Source organism: Micrococcus sp. KBS0714 (assembly GCF_002008305.4).
Lineage (GTDB): Bacteria > Actinomycetota > Actinomycetes > Actinomycetales > Micrococcaceae > Micrococcus > Micrococcus luteus.
The window spans coordinates 1,927,001-1,941,488 of sequence record NZ_CP042169.1 but is presented as its reverse complement, the minus strand read 5'-3'; the positions used below and the strand labels follow the sequence as shown (position 1 = coordinate 1,941,488).

At 75.2% G+C, this 14,488-nt stretch carries 12 protein-coding genes; 8 read left to right on the top strand and 4 right to left on the bottom strand.

Features of this window, described 5'->3' with window-relative positions; translation table 11 throughout:
• The first annotated feature begins 2 nt into the window (after positions 1-2).
• Together B1A86_RS08885 and B1A86_RS08880 are read left to right on the top strand one after the other, a co-directional pair.
• A complete protein-coding gene (locus B1A86_RS08885; protein ID WP_036316710.1) occupies positions 3-1,052 on the top strand; it encodes an alpha-ketoacid dehydrogenase subunit beta in 1,050 nt (349 codons plus the stop codon).
• Entirely contained in the window at positions 1,049-2,539 is a 1,491-nt protein-coding gene (locus B1A86_RS08880) for a dihydrolipoamide acetyltransferase family protein (RefSeq protein WP_036316711.1), read from the top strand. The genes B1A86_RS08885 and B1A86_RS08880 overlap by 4 nt, the downstream gene beginning before the upstream one ends.
• 126 nt (positions 2,540-2,665) lie before the next feature.
• On the opposite strand, the gene B1A86_RS08875 is transcribed toward B1A86_RS08880, so the two are convergent.
• Positions 2,666-3,526, bottom strand: coding sequence for a phosphatase PAP2 family protein (locus B1A86_RS08875; protein ID WP_069941765.1), 861 nt, complete (start codon positions 3,524-3,526; stop codon positions 2,666-2,668).
• Between the two features lie 110 nt (positions 3,527-3,636).
• Between B1A86_RS08875 and B1A86_RS08870 the strand changes: the two genes are divergently transcribed.
• From B1A86_RS08870 to B1A86_RS08845, 6 genes are all read left to right on the top strand, one after another.
• Positions 3,637-4,323 carry a hypothetical protein gene (locus B1A86_RS08870; RefSeq protein ID WP_078025953.1) on the top strand — a complete coding sequence of 229 codons (687 nt, stop codon included), beginning with the start codon at positions 3,637-3,639 and terminating at the stop codon, positions 4,321-4,323.
• An 80-nt stretch (positions 4,324-4,403) separates the two neighbouring features.
• On the top strand, positions 4,404-5,477 hold the full coding sequence (locus tag B1A86_RS08865) for an o-succinylbenzoate synthase (RefSeq protein ID WP_078025952.1): 1,074 nt from the start codon (positions 4,404-4,406) through the stop codon (positions 5,475-5,477).
• A gap of 228 nt (positions 5,478-5,705) precedes the next feature.
• Positions 5,706-7,850, top strand: coding sequence for a PhoX family phosphatase (locus B1A86_RS08860; protein ID WP_078025951.1), 2,145 nt, complete (start codon positions 5,706-5,708; stop codon positions 7,848-7,850).
• A 116-nt stretch (positions 7,851-7,966) separates the two neighbouring features.
• Entirely contained in the window at positions 7,967-9,907 is a 1,941-nt protein-coding gene (gene menD, locus B1A86_RS08855; protein WP_136939915.1) for a 2-succinyl-5-enolpyruvyl-6-hydroxy-3-cyclohexene-1-carboxylic-acid synthase, read from the top strand.
• A complete protein-coding gene (locus B1A86_RS08850) occupies positions 9,904-11,304 on the top strand; it encodes a geranylgeranyl reductase family protein (RefSeq protein ID WP_078025950.1) in 1,401 nt (466 codons plus the stop codon). The genes menD and B1A86_RS08850 overlap by 4 nt, the downstream gene beginning before the upstream one ends.
• Entirely contained in the window at positions 11,301-12,365 is a 1,065-nt protein-coding gene (locus tag B1A86_RS08845) for a polyprenyl synthetase family protein (protein WP_063189759.1), read from the top strand. Before B1A86_RS08850 ends, B1A86_RS08845 begins: the two co-directional genes overlap by 4 nt.
• Positions 12,366-12,408: 43 nt before the next feature.
• On the opposite strand, the gene B1A86_RS08840 is transcribed toward B1A86_RS08845, so the two are convergent.
• The 3 genes from B1A86_RS08840 to rarD are packed head-to-tail and all read right to left on the bottom strand — an operon-like array spanning position 12,409 to position 14,426.
• A complete protein-coding gene (locus B1A86_RS08840; RefSeq protein ID WP_070709449.1) occupies positions 12,409-12,906 on the bottom strand; it encodes an HIT family protein in 498 nt (165 codons plus the stop codon).
• A complete protein-coding gene (locus B1A86_RS08835) occupies positions 12,903-13,397 on the bottom strand; it encodes a hypothetical protein (RefSeq protein WP_063189755.1) in 495 nt (164 codons plus the stop codon). Before B1A86_RS08835 ends, B1A86_RS08840 begins: the two co-directional genes overlap by 4 nt.
• 9 nt (positions 13,398-13,406) lie before the next feature.
• Positions 13,407-14,426 (bottom strand): EamA family transporter RarD, encoded by a 1,020-nt coding sequence (gene rarD / locus B1A86_RS08830; protein ID WP_044659539.1) that lies wholly within the window; start codon positions 14,424-14,426, stop codon positions 13,407-13,409.
• Positions 14,427-14,488: the final 62 nt, after the last annotated feature.

Sequence of the window (14,488 nt, the reverse complement as noted above, 5' to 3'; positions counted from 1 at the left end):
GCATGGCGACCCTGACCTTCGCCGCCGCGCTCAACGCGGCGCTGGCCGACGAGATGGCCGCCGACGACATGGTGGTGGTGTTCGGCGAGGACGTCGGCACCCTCGGCGGCGTCTTCCGCATCACGGACGGGCTGACCGCGCGCTTCGGCGAGGAGCGCTGCTTCGACACCCCGCTGGCCGAGTCCGGCATCGCGGGCATGGCCGTGGGCATGGCCCTCGGCGGCGCCCGCCCCGTGATCGAGATGCAGTTCGACGCGTTCGCGTACCCGGCCTTCGAGCAGATCGCCTCGCACGTGGCCAAGATGCGCAACCGCACCAAGGGCGCCACGCCCATGCCGATCACCATCCGCATCCCCTACGGCGGCGGCATCGGCGGCGTGGAGCACCACTGCGACTCCTCCGAGTCCTACTACGCGCACACCCCGGGCCTGAAGGTGTACACCCCGGCCTCGGTGAAGGACGCGTACATGATGCTGCGCTCGGCCATCCGCCTGGACGACCCGGTGGTCTTCATGGAGCCCAAGAAGATGTACTGGACCAAGGCCGAGCTCGACCTCGACCAGCTGCGCGCCGAGTTCGAGGAGGGCTGGGCCCGCGTCGAGGACAAGAAGGAGCACGGCGAGGCCTGGGCGCGCGCCGCCGTCGTCCGCGAGGGCACGGACGTCACCCTCGTCTCCTACGGCCCCTCCGTGCCCACCTGCCTCGCCGCCGCCCACGCGGCCGCGGAGGAGGGGCTCTCGGTGGAGGTCGTGGACCTGCGCACCGTGAACCCGCTGGACGAGGACACGATGGCCGCCTCGGTCGCCAAGACCGGCCGCGCCGTCGTCGTCGCCGAGCCGCAGGGCTTCGCGTCCGTGGCCTCCGAGCTGGTGGCCCGGATCCAACAGCGCTGCTTCCACTCGCTGGCGGCGCCCGTGGGCCGCGTGACCGGCTTCGACATCCCGTTCCCCGCGCCGAAGCTCGAGGAGCACCACCTGCCGAACATCGACCGCATCCTGGACGCGATCGACGACCTGAACTGGGACCTGGACGCCGAGGAGGCCCGCGCATGAGCAACACCTTCCTGCTGCCCGACCTGGGCGAAGGCCTGACCGAGGCCGACATCGTCCGCTGGCTCGTCGCCGAGGGCGACACCGTGGCCGTCGACCAGCCCATGGTCGAGGTCGAGACCGCCAAGGCCCTCGTCGAGGTGCCGAGCCCGTACGCCGGCACCGTGCTGACCCTGCACGGCGCCGAGGGCGAGACCATGGACGTCGGCAGCCCGCTGATCACCATCGGCGCGGCCGGCGAGTCCGGTGAGGGCTCCGCGCCCGCCGCCGGCACCGAGGCCCTGGCCGTCCCGCCGGCCACCGGTGCGGCCGCTGCCGAGGCCGCCCGCCCCGGCGCGCTGAGCTACCGCGAGGAGGAGATGGCCGGCGTCCAGCCGAAGCCGGACAAGGCCCGCGGCGGCGACGGCGACGTCGCCGGCTCCGACGACGAGGCCTCCGGCGCCGTGCTCATCGGCTACGGCACCTCCGGCCACAGGGCCACCTCCCGCAGCCGTCCGTCCAAGCGCGGCCGCGGCGCCGCCCGCCCGACACCGGCCCCCACGGCCGGGGCCGGCGCCCCGCGCGTGACCTCCCCGATCGTCCGCAAGCTCGCCCGCGAGAAGGGCGTGGACGTGGCCGCGCTGACCGGCACGGGCCCGGACGGCCTGATCACCCGCGCCGACGTGCTCGCCGCGGCCGAGGGCTCCGCCCCGCAGGCCGCCCCGGCCCAGGCCCCGTTGGTCGCAGCCGTCCCGGCGGCCGAGGCCGCCGCGCAGCCGGGCGCCGTGGACGGGCGGACCGGCCTGGCCGTCGTCGCCCGCACCCCGATCTCGGGGGTGCGCAAGGTGATCGCGGACCAGCTCTCCCGCTCGCGCCGCGAGGTCCCGGAGGTCACGGCGTGGCTGGACGTGGACGTCACCGCCCTGCTCGAGCTGCGGGCCTCGCTCAAGGCGAAAGACTCGGAGAACGCGCCCTCGCTGCTCGGCCTGATCGCCCGCTTCACCCTGGCCGGCCTGCGCCGGTACCCGGTGATGAACGCGCGCATCGAGGCGGGGGCGGACGGCAAGGACGAGATTGTGGAGGTCGACGGCGTCCACCTCGGCCTGGCCGTGCAGACCGACCGCGGCCTCATGGTGCCGTCCGTCGAGCACGCGGAGAAGCTGTCCGCGGACGAGCTCACCGCCGCGGTCAACGACACCGTCAGCCGCGCCCGCGCGGGCCGGGCCGCCCCGGCCGAGCTCACCCGCGGCACGTTCACGCTGAACAACTACGGCCCGCTGGGCACGGACGGCGCCACGCCGATCATCAACGTGCCCGAGGTCGGGATGCTCGGCATCGGCCGGATCATCGACCGCCCGTGGGTCGTGGACGGGGAGATCGTGGTCCGCAAGGTCACCGAGATGACCGTGACCTTCGACCACCGCGTCACCGACGGCGCCACCGCGAGCGCGTTCCTCACGTTCGTGGCGGACTGCCTCCACGACCCGACGGCGGCCCTCGCCCGGATCTGATCCGGACGATCCCCGCCCGCCCCGACCCCGGACGAGCCCTGCGATGTGGCGGCCATACCTCGCGGATGGCCGCCACATCGCAGGGCTCGTCGCGTGGTGGGGGTGCGGTGAGCGTGCGGGGAGGGGTCAGTCCGCGCGGCCGCGGCGAAAGGCCGTGCCGAGCGCGCCCCACAGCAGGACCGCGGGGGAGGCGCTGAGCAGGATCCCGGCCGGCTCGGCCGCCGGGTGGGGGCCTGCGCCGCTGGTCGCGGGGGTGTCGAGGGTGAGGGCCAGCAGCGTCAGCCCGGCCGCCAGGCCCGCGACGCCCAGGGACCAGAGCGTGGCCTCCACGCCGCGGGCGCCGCGCGGTGCGGGCCGCGGTGCGCCGTCGTACCGGGCGAACGGCACGGCGAGCAGGCCCCAGGCGGCGGACACGAGCGCCGCGGCGGCCATGTCCGACGGCCGGTGCCAGGCCTCCGTGTAGGCGACGGCGCCGGTGCAGGAGCTCACCACGGCGCCGAGGACGGTGGTGAGAGGTCGCCACCGGGCGGGCACGAGCAGCAGCGCGGCCACCGCGGCGCCCGTCGCGAGCGTCATGTGGCCCGAGGGCAGTGAGTTGCCGCCGGACCACGGGACCCCGTCGGCGTGCTCGGGCCGCGGAAGCGCCGCCTTGAGCAGCTGCGTGGTGAGGTTGGACCCGGCCAGCACGAGGAGGGCGAGCAGCCCCCGCCGCCGCCACCGGGCCACGGCGAGCGCGCCGAGCGAGGCCAGCGCCATGCCGACCGCCAACGCGAGCGGCAGGATCCGCACCACCTGGGAGGTCACGTCCGGCACGGTGTCCGCGTAGCGCTCCTCGACGGCGCGGAACACCTGGTACTCGAGCACCTGGCCGGCGGAGGACCACACCAGGGCGGCGTAGACCAGCACGACGCCGGCCACGCACGCGGCCAGCGCCAGCCACCACGTCCACGAGGGGAGGCGGCGGGGGGCGCGGGCGGTGGGGGGCATGGGTTCCATTGTGTCGGACGCGCAGCCGTCATGCAGGCTTCATCGGACGGTCACGCCCCCGTCGCCGTCCCGTCCTCCGCGCCCCTGAGCCGCCTGCCTAGCCTGGGGCCATGACCCGCGTGCCCCCCGCCCACGGACATCGCCCGGCCCTCCGCGACTCCACCGGCTCGGCTCACGGCCCGGGCGTCGAGCCGGGCGCCCGGCCCCGTCTCTCGGCCGAGGACCTGCTGGCCGCCCGGGACGCCCTGGCCCCCTTCGGCCGGCTGAGCCGGCAGGAGCCCATCGAGTGGGCCGCCGAGGAGCCCCTCGCCCCGGACCTGGCCGACTTCTACCGCTACGTGGGACCGGAGTGGCTGGAGATCGACACCCTCGGCCTGCCCGTGATGTTCTTCCCGCTGGACCGCCTGTGGGACGAGCAGGCCGGCTACCGGTGGAACCCCCGAACCGGTGCGCTGCTGGTGGACTGGAACGACGACTGGACCGTGGTGGCCAAGCAGGGCGCCGACCCGTTCATCCACGCGGCCTCCACCGGCCAGGTGCTCATGGCCCCGGGAGACGAGGGCTGGGAGGACCGCCTGGACGAGCCGCGACCGGTCTTCCGCGACCTCACCGAGATGACCCGCGCGCTCGCGGCCGTGGGCACGGCGTGGGCGCGCTTCGACGACCCGTTCACCGCCGACTGGCACCTCACCGAGGAGGTGACGGCCGCCGTCGTCGCCGGCCTGGAGGGGGTGCTCGGCGCCCACGACCGCGCCGTGGACCTGGCCCGTGCCCTCGGCTACCTCGGCGCCGTCTGAGCGTCGGCGCCGACACAGACAGTCCCACCCCGCCGGCGCCCGTCGGAACGGGAGCCGAGCGCCCTTCCTACACTGGCCGCATGAGCACCGCCCCCGCCCTGCCCCCGCTGCCCGGCGCGCCGGGCGGTCCCGCCCTGCCGAGCGTCGAGGAGCTGCTGGCCGACGCCGTCGCGGTCGCCGTGCCGATGCGCGTGCGGTTCCGCGGCACGGACCTCCGCCACGCCCTGCTGCTGCGCGGCCCGGCGGGCTGGGGCGAGTTCTCCCCGTTCCCGGAGTACGGTCCACACGAGAGCGCCGCGTGGCTCGCCGCCGCGATCGAGGCCGGCTGGCAGGGCTGGCCCGCCCCGGTCCGCGAGACCATCCCCGTCAACGCCACCGTGCCCGCGGTGGACGCGGACGACGTCGAGGCCGTCCTGGCCCGCTACGGCGACGGCATCACCGCGGTCAAGGTCAAGGTGGCCGAGCACGGACCCGAGGGCGGTCTCGTCCCCGGCGGCCGCGAGGCCGACCTGGCCCGCGTGCGGCGCGTGCGCGCGCTGCTGCCCCACGCGCAGGTCCGCGTCGACGCCAATGCCGGCTGGACGCCCGCCGAAGCCGTCGACGTGCTCACCGAGCTGGCCGACGTCGGCCTCGAGTACGCCGAGCAGCCCGTGCCCGGCATCACCGACCTCGCGGAGGTCCGCGCGGAGCTGCGCGCCCGGGGCGTCCCCACCCCGATCGCCGCGGACGAGGCGGTCCGCAAGGCCGAGGACCCGCTCGCCGTCGCGGCCGCCGGGGCCGCGGACCTGATCGTGGTGAAGGTCCAGCCGCTCGGGGGCGTGCGCCGCGCCGCGGCGATCGTGGCGGCCGCGGGGCTGCCCGCGGTGGTCTCCTCCGCGCTGGACACCTCCGTGGGCATCGCCGGCGGCGCCGCGCTCGCCGCCTGCCTGCCGTCCCTGCCGCACGCGTGCGGGCTCGGCACCGCGGCCCTCTTCGAGCACGACGTCGTCGCCCCGGCCTGGCGCCCACGCGCGGGGGCCCTCCCGGCGCCGGGGGAGCGGGCCCCCGCCCCCGACCCGGAGCTGCTCGACCGCATCCGGGCGGACGGGACGCGGCAGGCGTGGTGGGCCGACCGCGTGCGCGCGGCCCACGCGGTGCTGGCCGCGCAGGGCTGACGGGCCCGCCCTGTCCCCGTCGGCGCGGGGCATGTGAGCCGGATTACAGCACGTCGACGGGACGAAATCCGGCGGCCGGGAAGAGTTCAACTCGCGGCCACCTGGGTGTGGCTCGCCGCTCGGAGCGAGGGGCCAAGGTGATGGCGGCCCCGGCCGGTCTCACCCCCGGGGTCGCCTCCGGCCCGGCACCGGAGCCCGAACCATCCCCACGACGCGAAGGACCCCGTCATGCTGAAGCGCCTCCTCCCCATGGCCGGCCACACCCGTGGCAACCGCTCCGCCGTCACGTGCGAGCTCAAGTGCGGCAACGCGTGCGCCCACCCGGTGCCCAACACCTCGGCGAACCCGACCTTCCAGCAGATCGCGGAGACCGCCATCTCGCGCCGCTCCGCCCTGGTCGGCGGCACCGGCCTCGCCGCCGCCGTCGTCATCGGCTCCCAGGTGGCCCAGGCCCCCGAGGCGCTCGCGGACAACGGCCGGCGCCCGACCGGCGGCGGCAAGCTCCCCTTCGAGCCCATCGCGCCGGTGACCCGCACCGTCGACACCATGACCGTGCCGGAGGGCTACGACTGGGGCACCGTGATCCGCTGGGGCGACCCGCTGTTCGCCGACTCCCCGGAGTTCGACATCGAGCACCAGACCGGTGCGTCGCAGGCCGCCCAGTTCGGCTACAACAACGACTACCTGAACATCATCACCGACGGCGGCAACGACCGCTCCGGCTACCTCGTCTCCAACCACGAGTACACCAACGAGAACATCATGTTCTCCCCGGAGTACATCGCCTCGAACTTCGAGGACGTCGTCAACGTCGGCCTCCAGGCCCACGGCCTGTCCATCGTGGAGCTCAAGTGCGCCAAGCGCGGCGCCCAGTGGGAGTACGTCCGCGGTGGCCGCCGCAACCGCCGCATCACCGGCACCACCGAGTTCGAGGTCCGCGGCCCGGCCGCCGGCCACGCGCTGCTCACGACCGTCGAGGACCCGACCGGCACCCGCGTGCTGGGCACCCTGAACAACTGCGCCGGCGGCACCACCCCGTGGGGCACCGTGCTCTCCGGCGAGGAGAACTTCAACCAGTACTTCAAGGGCCGCGGCACCGCCGAGGAGAAGCGCTACGGCATCTCCACCTCCGCCACCCGCCGTGGCTGGGAGAAGGTCCACGACCGCTTCGACCTGACCAAGCCCGGCTACGAGAACGAGGCCAACCGCTTCGGCTGGGTCGTCGAGATCGACCCCGAGGACCCGACCTCCACGCCCGTGAAGCACACCCTCCTGGGCCGCTTCAAGCACGAGGCCGGCACCGCCGTGATCTCCCCGTCCGGCCACGCCGTGGTCTACTCCGGCGACGACGAGCGCCACGACTACCTGTACAAGTTCGTCTCGGCCGAGAAGGTCCGCGAGGGCGACAAGAAGCACAACATGCGCCTGATGGACAAGGGCACCCTCTACGTGGCCAAGTTCTCCGGCGACTCCCCGGCCGCCCAGATCGACGGCAGGGGCACCCTGCCCTCGGACGGGGCCTTCGACGGCTCCGGCGAGTGGATCGCCCTGGCCGACGAGAAGACGTCCTTCGTCCCGGGCATGTCCCTGGCCGAGGTCCTCGTCTACACCCGCCTCGCGGCAGACAAGATGGGCGCCACCAAGATGGACCGTCCGGAGGACGTCGAGACCAACCCGGTCACCGGCAAGGTCTACGCGGCCCTGACCAACAACACCAAGCGCACCGCCGTGGACGAGGCCAACCCGGTCATCGGCAACCGCGACGGCCACGTCATCGAGATCACCGAGCGGGGCGGGGATCACACCTCCACCACCTTCACCTGGGTCATCCTGCTGCTCGCCGGCGACCCGGCGGTCTCCTCCTCGGCCTACTTCGCCGGCTACCCGAAGGAGAAGGTCTCCCCGATCTCCTGCCCGGACAACCTGGCGTTCGACTCCGAGGGCAACCTCTGGATCTCCACCGACGGCCAGCCCGGCACCATCGGCTACGCCGACGCGCTGCACAAGGTCACCCTCGACGGCGCCGAGCGCGGCCGCGTCCAGCAGTTCCTCGCCGTCCCCCGCGACGCCGAGACCTGCGGCCCCGTGATCCACGACCGCGACAACTCCGTGTTCGTCAACGTCCAGCACCCGGGCGAGGACGGCACCTGGGGCGCGCACACCTCCTACTTCCCGGACTTCCTGAGCCCGACCGGCCCGGTCCAGGTGGGCGACAAGGTCGCGGCCCCGCGTCCGAGCGTCGTCCAGGTGTTCAACGCCACCGGGAACAACGGCGTCGGCAAGGGCGCCGGCAAGGAGAAGGGCAACAAGGGCAAGGGCAACGGCAACGGCAACGGCAAGGGCAACGGCAACGGCAAGGGCCCGAAGGGCTGACCCCCGCCTCCGCGAGGACCCTCGACGAGGCCGTCACGGCCGGCGCCACCGCGTCACCGTGGCGGCCTCGCCGCGTCCGGGGCCCGCCCGCGCCCGGGCCTAGACTGGTGGCCACCATGACCTCCGTCGACTCCCTCTCCGTGGCGCGCGCCGTCGCCACCGCCCTGATCGACGCCGGCATGCGGGACGCGGTGGTCTGCCCCGGCTCCCGCTCCGCCCCGCTGGCCTACGCGCTCGCGGCCCTCGAGCACGCCGGCCAGGTCCGCCTGCACGTGCGGGTGGACGAGCGTTCGGCCGGCTTCCTCGCCCACGGGCTCTCGCTGGCCTCGGGGCGCCCGGTGGGCGTGCTGACCACCTCGGGCACCGCCGTCGGGAACCTGGTGCCCGCCCTGATGGAGTCCTTCCACGCCGGCACGCGCGTGATCGCGCTGACCGCGGATCGTCCGCCCGAGCTGCACGGCACCGGCGCGAACCAGACCACGGACCAGAGGGACGTGTTCGGCACGCACGTCCGCCATGCCGCCTCCCTCGGCTGCGACGCGGCCGACGGCGTGGACACCGAGCAGCATCTGCGCCATGTGCGGGCCACCGTGCGCCGGGCCCTGCTGGCGGCCGAGGGGGTCGTCGCCGAGACCGATTCCGACGACGGCGCGCCCGGTCCGGTGACGATGGCCGAGGCCCCGGCCGGACCCGTCCACCTGAACCTGCACTTCCGCGACCCGCTCGTGCCGAGCCCTGAGGAGGCGGCCGCCATGGGCGCCGCCGCCGCGGCGCCGCACACCCCTGCTCCGGCCGTCGCCCCGACCGGCGCGAGCCCGGCCGCCGCCGCGTCGGCCTACCGGGCGCCCGGGGCGGTGCTCTCGGGGCTGCCCGAGCTGGACGTCGCCCGCCTGGACCAGCGGCGCACCGTCGTGCTGGCCTGCCACGGCGCCGGCCCCGTGGCTGCGGCCTTCGCGCTGTCCCTGGGCCTGCCCCTGCTGGCCGAGCCGTCCTCGAACGCGCGGTTCTCCGCCAACGCCATCGCCGCGTACCCGCTCCTGCTGGGCGCGGCCGGCGGGCGCGACGCGGACGCACACCCCCTGGCCGCCCGCATCCAACGGGTCGTGCTGTTCGGCCGGCCCACGCTCACCCGGACGGTCAACGCCCTGCTGGCCCGCCCCGACGTCGCCACGGCCCTGCACGCCCCCGAGCCCGCACCGTGGTTCGAGCCGGGCCGGCGCCGGGAGACGCCCGTGGAGACCCTCGAGGAGCTCGCCGCCTTCGCCGGGCAGGGCGAGCCCGGCTGGCTCGCCGCGTGGCAGCACGCCTCGATGCGCGCCCAGGCCGCCGTGGAGGACGTGCTCGTCACCACCGACGCCGGCGACCGGCTCAGCCCGCAGACGGTGGCGCACGTGAGCGCCGCCATGGTCCGGGGCCCGCTCGTGCTGGGCTCGTCCTCGGTGATCCGGGACGTGGACCTGACCTGGCGGCCCCCCTCGGCGCCGGACGCGGAGGTGTACGCCAACCGCGGGCTCGCCGGGATCGACGGGACCGTCTCCACGGCCGCGGGCGTCGCACTGGCGCGCGGACGGCGGACCGTGGCCCTGCTCGGCGACCTCACCGCCCTGCACGAGGCGGGCGGCCTGCTCGTGGGCCCCACCGAGACCGAGCCGGACCTCGACCTCGTGGTGCTCAACGACAACGGCGGGGCGATCTTCGCGAGCCTCGAACACGGGGCCGTGGCCGAGGCACCCGGCATGGCGGACCCGGTCGAGCGGCTCTTCGGCACCCCGCACGGCGTGGACCTGGCCGCCCTGGCCGCCGCGTACGGTGTCCCGCACACGCGGGTCACCGACCGCGTCGACCTCGTCCGGGCCCTGTCCGACCCGGTGCGCGGCCGGCGTCTGCTCGAGGTCCGCTGCGACCGCGCCGACCGCCCGCGCGTCGCCGCCGCCCTGGCCGCGGCGGTGCGTGCCACGTTCCCGCCCGCGTGCCCCGTCCCGGACCCCGCGCCGGACGCCGGCCCGGCCCCCGCCCCGCCCACCGCCGAGCTCGCCGCCGAGGAGGCCCCCCAGTGACCGACACGCCGACGTCGCCCGCGCCCGACTCGACCTCCGCCGTCGTGCGCCGCGCCGACGTGCTGATCTCCGGCTGCGGCCCCGCCGGCGCCACCGCCGCCGCCCACCTCGCCGCGGCGGGGCTGGACGTGGTGGTGCTCGAGAAGACCGCGCACCCGCGTGAGAAGGTCTGCGGCGACGGCCTGACCCCGCAGGCGGTCCGGGAGCTGCAGCTGCTCGGCGTGCCCCACCGGGGCGAGCCCGGCGACGACGGCGGCTGGCGCGTCATCCGCGGCCTGCGGCTGCGCGCGGGCGAGCGCAGCGTGGACGTGCCGTGGGCGCCCACCCAGACCTGGCCGGACTACGCGCTCACGCGCACCCGCCGCGATTTCGACGCCCTCCTGGCGGACCTGGCGCGCACCCGCGGCGCCGAGGTCCGCGAGCGGCACGCCGTCACCGGCGTCGTGCGGGACGAGGCCGGACGCGTGGTCGGGCTGGACGCGGAGCTGATCGCGCCGAACGGCCGCAAGACCGGGGAGACCGCCCGCTTCACCGCGCCGATCGTGCTCGCGTGCGACGGCGTCTCCGCCCGCGCCGCCGTCTCCGCGGGCCTGCACCGCCGCGAGGACCGGCCCATGGGCGTGGCCGTGCGGGCCTATTACACCGCCGGCGCCGCCGTCGACGGGGCGATCCCCGCCCCGCCCGGCGACCGGGGGGAGTGGATGGAGTCCTGGCTGCGCCTGCCGGATGCCGAGGGCAACCCGCTGCCCGGCTACGGCTGGCTGTTCCCGCTCGCGGACGGCACCGTGAACGTGGGCCTGGGCATCCTGGACACCTCCCCGCAGTTCGGGAAGCTGGACTACCGCGGGCTGCTGAAGTCCTGGACCGGGGCGCTCACCGCGGACTGGGGGATCGCCGAGCAGACGCGCACCTCGCGGATCCTCGGCGCGGCCCTGCCGATGGCGTTCAACCGCACCCCGCAGCACGTGCCGGGCATGCTCCTGGTGGGCGACGCGGCCGGCATGGTCTCCCCGTTCAACGGCGAGGGCATCGGGTTCGCGATGGAGGCGGCCCGCCTCGCCGCGGACCTGGCCGTGCAGGCGCACGCGGCCGGGACCGACGGCGCCGCGGACGCGATCCTGTCCCGTTACCCGGTGATCACCCAGCACCTGTGGGGCCGCCACTTCGCCCTCGGCGCCCGGTTCGCCCGCCTGATCGGCGATCCGCGGGTGATGAAGGCGGCGCTGGGCGCCGGGATGGCCGCACCCCCGCTGCTGCGGGCCGCGGTGAAGGTCATGGGCAACACGGTGGACGCGCGGGGCGGCGACGCCGTCGACCGGGCCGTCCGCGTGCTCGAGGCGCTCACCCCCGCGCTGACGACCGCGGGCGGCGCGCCGTTGGGTAGGCTTGCCCGGTGACCACCGCAGACCCCGGCTTCGCCCTGCCCTCCGGCTTCGAACCCCTCGCCGAGCACGGCCGTGTCCTGGAGGTCGTGCTGACCGCGCTCGAGCAGGTCGAGGAGCAGCTGGACACTGCCCTCGGCTTCGACGACCTGTTCTCCGACACCGCCGCCCACCACCTGCTGGCCGCCGGCGGCAAGCGGGTCCGTCCGGTCCTGACGGTGCTCGCCTCCCTCCTGGGCGACCCCGCCCTGGCCTCCGGCGAGGTCGCCGACGTGGACGCGCCCGCCCGCCAGGCCGCCGTCGTGATGGAGCTGACGCACCTGGCCACGCTGTACCACGACGACGTGATGGACGAGGCCCCCGTGCGCCGCGGCGCTCCCGCCGCCCACCGGCTGTGGGGCAACTCGGCGGCGATCCTGGCCGGCGACCTGATCTTCGCCCGCGCCTCCCAGCTCATGGCCGAGCTGGGCCCGCGGCCCGTGCAGATCCAGGCGGACACCTTCGAACGCCTCGTGCAGGGCCAGCTGTGGGAGACTCGCGGCCCGGCCGAGGGCGCGGACCCGATCGAGCACTACTACGCGGTGCTCTCCGGCAAGACCGGCTCGCTGATCGCCGCGGCCGGCATGCTCGGCGCGCTGCTGGGCGGAGCCGACGAGGCCGCCGTCCAGGTGATGCGCGCATACGGCGAGAAGGTGGGCCTGGCCTTCCAGCTCGCCGACGACCTGATCGACCTCACCGGCGACGCCGAGCGGATCGGCAAGGTCCCCGGCACGGACCTGCGCGAGCGCGTGCCCACCCTGACCACGCTGCTGCTGGCCCGCGCCGCGCAGGGCGAGGGGCCGGAGGCCGAGGACGCCCGCCGGGTGCGCGCGCTCGTGGACGGGCCGCTCGACACCGACGAGCAGCTGGCCGCCGCCGTCGCCGCGCTCACGGGCCACCCCGCCATCGACGAGGCGTGGGCGATCACCCGCGGCTGGGCGGAGCAGGCCAAGCAGGCGCTCGACCCGTTGCCGGACTCCGCCGTGAAGGCGGCGCTCGAGGCGTTCGCCGACTACGTGGTCGGGCGCTCGGCCTGACGCCGCGGTCGGCGGCGTCGCCGCCTCGATCCGGGGAGGCCGCTCAGTCCAGGCGGGTCGGGGCGGGGTCCAGCGCGGCCGCGAGCTCCCGCGCCTTGCCGGCGCGGACCTCCGGGGCCACCGGGTGGCGCAGCTGCCGGTAGAGCATGTCCCCCTCGAAGCGGGGGAACACGTGCAGGTGGTAGTGCCACACGTGCTGGTTGCCGGCGGGCTCGTTGTGCTGGCGCGTGGAGACCCCGTCCGGGGCCCACGCGCGCTTCATGGCCAGCGCCACCTGCTGGGCCATCAGGGCGATGCGCTGCAGTACGCGCGGGGGCAGGTCGTAGAGGTTCTCGTAGTGCTCGGCCGGGCAGACCATGGCGTGGCCCTCGTGGTCGCCGAACCCGTCCACGGCGATCAGCACGAGCAGGTCCTCGTCCTGGTAGACGGTGTCCCCGAGCTCGCAGCGGTTGCCCGGGTCGGAGACGTCGCTGGCCACGAGCCCGCAGAACGGGCAGACGTAGTCGTCCGGGGCGTGGGAGACCGGGGCGGGCGCGGTCACCGGTCCAGCCCCTCGCCGTCGTCCTCGGGGTCCTCGAAGGTCCACGCGAGCAGGTCCGTCAGGAACTCGCTGAAGGTGCCGCCCTCGTCCTGCCACTCGCCCTCGGGCGCGTCGGCGCCGGCGGAGCGCCGCCACACCAGCGGGTCCGGCAGCGCCAGGTTGTCCACCGGCAGGCCCCACACGACCGTCTCGTCCGCGTCCTCCAGGAACATGAGGAAGCCGTCCCGCACCTCGAGGTCCTCGGGGTCCCACACGTAGTGGTCCGTCTCCATGAGGTCGCCGCAGTTGCCCAGGGCGAGGTAGAACTCGCGGAGAGCAGCCGGGATCATGAGCCCGGCGCCGAGCTGCTCCGCCGCGGGGGACTGGGCCAGCCGGGCGTCGACGTCGGCGGGGGCGAGGCCGTCGTCCTCGGCCCAGGCGTCGCCCAGCAGGTCCGGGACGAGCCGCTGGAAGGCCGGGAGGTACACGGGGGCGGGGGGCTTGGCGGGCATGCCGCCAGTCTAGGCGTGCGCGCCCTGCCCGGCCCGGACCGCCCGACGCTGCAGGCGGGAGGCGTTCAGCTGGTCGAGGGTGAAGACCGCCAGCGAGAGCCAGATGAGCCCGAAGCCCGCCCAGCGGGCCGCGGGCATCTGCTCGCCGAGGACCGTGACCGCCACGAGGAACTGCAGGATGGGCGCCGTGTACTGCAGCATCCCGAGCGTGGTCAGCGTCAGGGAGCGGGCCGCCGCCGAGAACAGGATGAGCGGAACGGCGGTGAGCACGCCGAGCCCGGCCATGAGCCAGAAGTGGCCGGGCCCCTCGGTGACGGTGGTGAGCAGCCCGGCCTGCGCCAGCAGCACGCTGCCCACCACGAACACGGGGATCAGCACCACGGTCTCGGCGGTCATCGCGGTCACCGCGTGCACGGGGGAGGGGAAGCGCTTCTTCACGAAGCCGTAGAGCCCGAACGAGGTGGCCAGCCCGAGCGCGATCCACGGCACCTGCCCCATCGCCGCGGACATCACGACGACGGCGGCCACCGCGATCCCGACGGCCACCCACTGGCCCCGCCGCAGCCGCTCCCCGAGGAAGAGCACGCCGAGCAGGACATTCACCAGCGGGTTCATGAAGTAGCCCAGCGACGCCTGGAGCACGTTGCCCGTGGTGACCGAGACCGCGTACAGCAGCCAGTTCACCGCGATGATCCCGGCGGCCAGACCCGTGGTGCCCCAGCGGCCGGGCGTGGCCAGCGCCGTCCCCAGCTCGCGCAGGCGGCGCATCACGGTCAGCAGCAGCAGGCAGAAGATCAGGGCGAAGCCGATGCGCACCACCACGATCTCCAGGGCCCCGGCGGGCGCGAGCACCGCCATGTAGAGCGGCAGCAGGCCCCACACGAAGTAGGCGGTGAAGCCGAGGGCCAGCCCACGCGGGTCATCGGCCGGGGCGGGGGAGACGGTGGGCAGGGCGCCGGTGTCGGGGGCGGCGCCGTCGGGGGTCACGCCGGGCCGGACAGCGGGGGAGGAGGGGCTCACGCGGACCACTGTACGGTCCGGGTGAGCACTCTCACCCAGGTTCCTCCCGGTCACGGCGGTAGACTGGGGGG